Here is a 2,858-nt window from a genome sequence, read left to right as displayed (position 1 = left end):
ATTCCTGTCGTCACGCAGCACTTCACGATGCTGGCCCGCAACCTGCTCTACACGGGGGTCACCCGCGGCAAGCGGCTCGTGGTGCTGGTAGGGCAGAAGAAGGCCGTCGGGATCGCAGTCAGGGGTGGTCAGATGAAGAGGCGCTGGACGAAACTGCGGCAATGGTTAGCTGCTCATTGATCGACAGCTCAAACATCCTTTCTCATGGCGCATTTAACGCATAAGGCTCTAACACCGCACGCATCTCTCGAGGTAATCTAAGCCAGACCATGCCGCTGCTCGCATACACCAACTCAGGAGAGCCCCTCGTTGCTCCACTGATGACTGATGATGAATGGGAGCGATTACGATCCGCGCGCAATCGGGATGCGTGGATGCCATATGCGAGAGGGCGAGCAATCCCCAAAGTCTCGCGCGCCGGAACACGCTTCTTCGCCCATCCTCCTGGGCGAGCCCCTGAAGGAGCGAAGGAGAGTGACCTCCACCTCTACATCAAAGCACAGATTCTGATCGGAGCCCGGGCCGCGGGTTGGGATGCTCTGCCGGAGCAATCCGGGACGACGCCAGATGGTCAGGAATGGCGAGCTGACGTCCTGTGCCGCCGGCCTGGAAAGCCCTGGACAGTCGCCCTTGAGGCCCAGGTTCAACTCCAAGGCGAGGAAGCCTACCGCCAGCGGCAAGAGCGCTATATGGCTTCAGGAATTCGCACCCTCTGGCTGGTCGCTCATGAGCCTGCAGCTCTGCATCATTACTGGCTCAGGCCTGACCAACATCTCCCGGCCTTCAAAACCACGACTTGGAAGGATCAGGATGGCCGACCGGGAGCGCACGTGCATGTCGATCGCCTGTCGCTCAGCATCTCTGACTTTGTCGCCGGTGCGCTGAGCGGGCAACTTCAGTGGTCCGGAAATGGCCGGCACGGGATCATCCCACTCTTTTTCCGCGAGGACCAATGCTGGCACCGCACATGCCGCAAAAGGGTTCTCCTGGCCTACAGGGCCGAAGCGCCGCGGGGGGACCCTCTTGAAATTGAGGTGGTTCAAGCGATGGAGGGCTATGCAGATGCTTATGCCAAGGCACAGGTGGCTCTTCCCGACCTGGCAGAAAGCCCACGGGCCTTCAGAAAAATCCTCGCGTCGCGCTGCCCTCACTGCCAAAGAGAGATTCGCTATCAGCGCGAGGACTGGGCGGGCCAGACCGCCACTTATAAGTTGCCGGTCGGCATCACTATTCCGGTGCAGGGAAGCCACATCGGCATGACGCCACATGCTCAGTGGCACTGGGGACCTGAGTCCCGGTGGCCCGACTGGGCTCCCTCCGGCGGTATTGGTCCGATCTCCCATCAGCCTCTTGAGATGCGGCCGAGGCGCCTAGGTCCCAGGACAGGTTGATGGATCTTGAGCGTCGGACTTATAGCGAGAGTCACAGGTCCTGCATCCAGGGTGAGGTGCTTGCGGGGGCGCAGAGCAGTGGCTAACAATCAGCAATCGGGAGATCATTCATGCTGCACGTTTTGGCCTACATCACTGCAAAGCCTGGTATGCGCGAAGCTGTGCTCCGGGAGTTCCGGGCGAACATGCCGGCCGTGCATGCCGAAGAGGGTTGCATCGAGTACGTTCCTGTTATCGATCTTCCAACATTCGGCCCCTTTCAGACCGAACTTGGGCCGGACACCTTTGTCGTAGTCGAGAAATGGGCGAGCCCTGAAGCACTCAACGCCCATGCCGCGTCTCCGCACATGAGAGCTTATGCCGAGAGGACGGCTGACATGATCGAGACCCGCATGATCCACGTCCTCTCACCTCTCTAGAATCCTGCCTGACGGCCCCTGACGAGTCGTGCTTGATTGCACTGCATACCGCAGCGGTTCCCGTCAGAACCTGCCCCATGTCGTCCCCTGCTGCTGGAGTTCTCCTTTGATCACATTCTACTACAACCTTGCCCCGAACCCAATGAAGGTGGCTCTGTGCCTGGAGGAGATGAGCCTTCCGTATGAGCTCAAGCCGGTAGATACCCGCAAAGGCGAGCAGCACCAGCCGGACTTTCTGGCTATTAATCCGAATGGCAAGGTGCCTGTGATCATCGACCAGGATACGGGCGCAAGGGTTTTCGACTCGAACGCGATCCTGCTCTATCTTGCGGAGAGAACCGGACAGTTCCTGCCCGACAGCACACCTGTCTCGCGTGGTGAGCTTCTCTCCTGGCTAATGTTCATTGCGACAGGCGTCGGACCGTTCTCAGGCCAGGCCGTACATTTCAAGCACTTTGCGCCTGAGCCGAAGGAGTATGCCGTCAATCGCTACTTGTATGAAGCGAAGCGGCATTACGGCATCATTGATGCGCATCTGTCCGGGCAGCGCTACATGGTGGGAGAGACTTACACCATCGTTGACATGGCCCTATGGGGATGGGCGCGCATGGTGCCCTTCATCCTGGGCGAGAACGCCTGGGACGACTTCCCGAACCTCAAGCGTCTTTTTGACGAGATCAGCGCTCGCCCGGCCGCTCAGACCGCTGCCGCGCTGAAGGAGCGGCACAGCTTCAAAGCTGAGATGGACGACGAAGCACGCCAACATATGTTCCGACATTTGGCTGCCCCGGCTAGCTGACATTTCACGCGTGCCGCCGTTCCTCCGTCCAGCCAGCAAAATGGCCGCTGGGCGCAGGTCAAAGCCGTGGAGGGACATAGGTGTCCAGGGGAGTTCCTGATCGGACGCTGAAAGAACGGCACCAGATGCGCCGAACGGCTCAGGCGCGAAGCGGCTGAGGCAGCCTTCCGGTCTTATTGATCTTCACGCGACAGGTGTAACGTAGTCGGCCCTGAACAATGCCGTTTGATCAGGCGGCGATTGGCTTCC

3 protein-coding genes are annotated in these 2,858 nt (G+C 59.6%); all 3 read left to right on the top strand.

Annotation, left to right across the window (positions count from 1 at the left end; translation table 11 throughout):
• On the top strand, nt 1-180 hold a 180-nt coding region (locus JKG68_RS31735), incomplete at its 5' end, for an ATP-binding domain-containing protein (protein WP_202066358.1).
• Nucleotides 181-1,501: 1,321 nt separating this feature from the next.
• On the top strand, nt 1,502-1,810 hold the full coding sequence (locus JKG68_RS31730) for a putative quinol monooxygenase (protein WP_202066356.1): 309 nt from the start codon (nt 1,502-1,504) through the stop codon (nt 1,808-1,810).
• Between the two features lie 106 nt (nt 1,811-1,916).
• Complete coding sequence (locus JKG68_RS31725) at nt 1,917-2,609, top strand: glutathione S-transferase family protein (RefSeq protein ID WP_202066354.1); 693 nt, start codon at nt 1,917-1,919, stop codon at nt 2,607-2,609.
• Nucleotides 2,610-2,858: the final 249 nt, after the last annotated feature.

The sequence above is a fragment of the Microvirga aerilata genome (assembly GCF_016743775.1).
Lineage (GTDB): Bacteria > Pseudomonadota > Alphaproteobacteria > Rhizobiales > Beijerinckiaceae > Microvirga > Microvirga aerilata.
The sequence above is the reverse complement of the archived record's forward strand: the minus strand, read 5'-3'. Positions and strand labels throughout refer to the sequence as shown.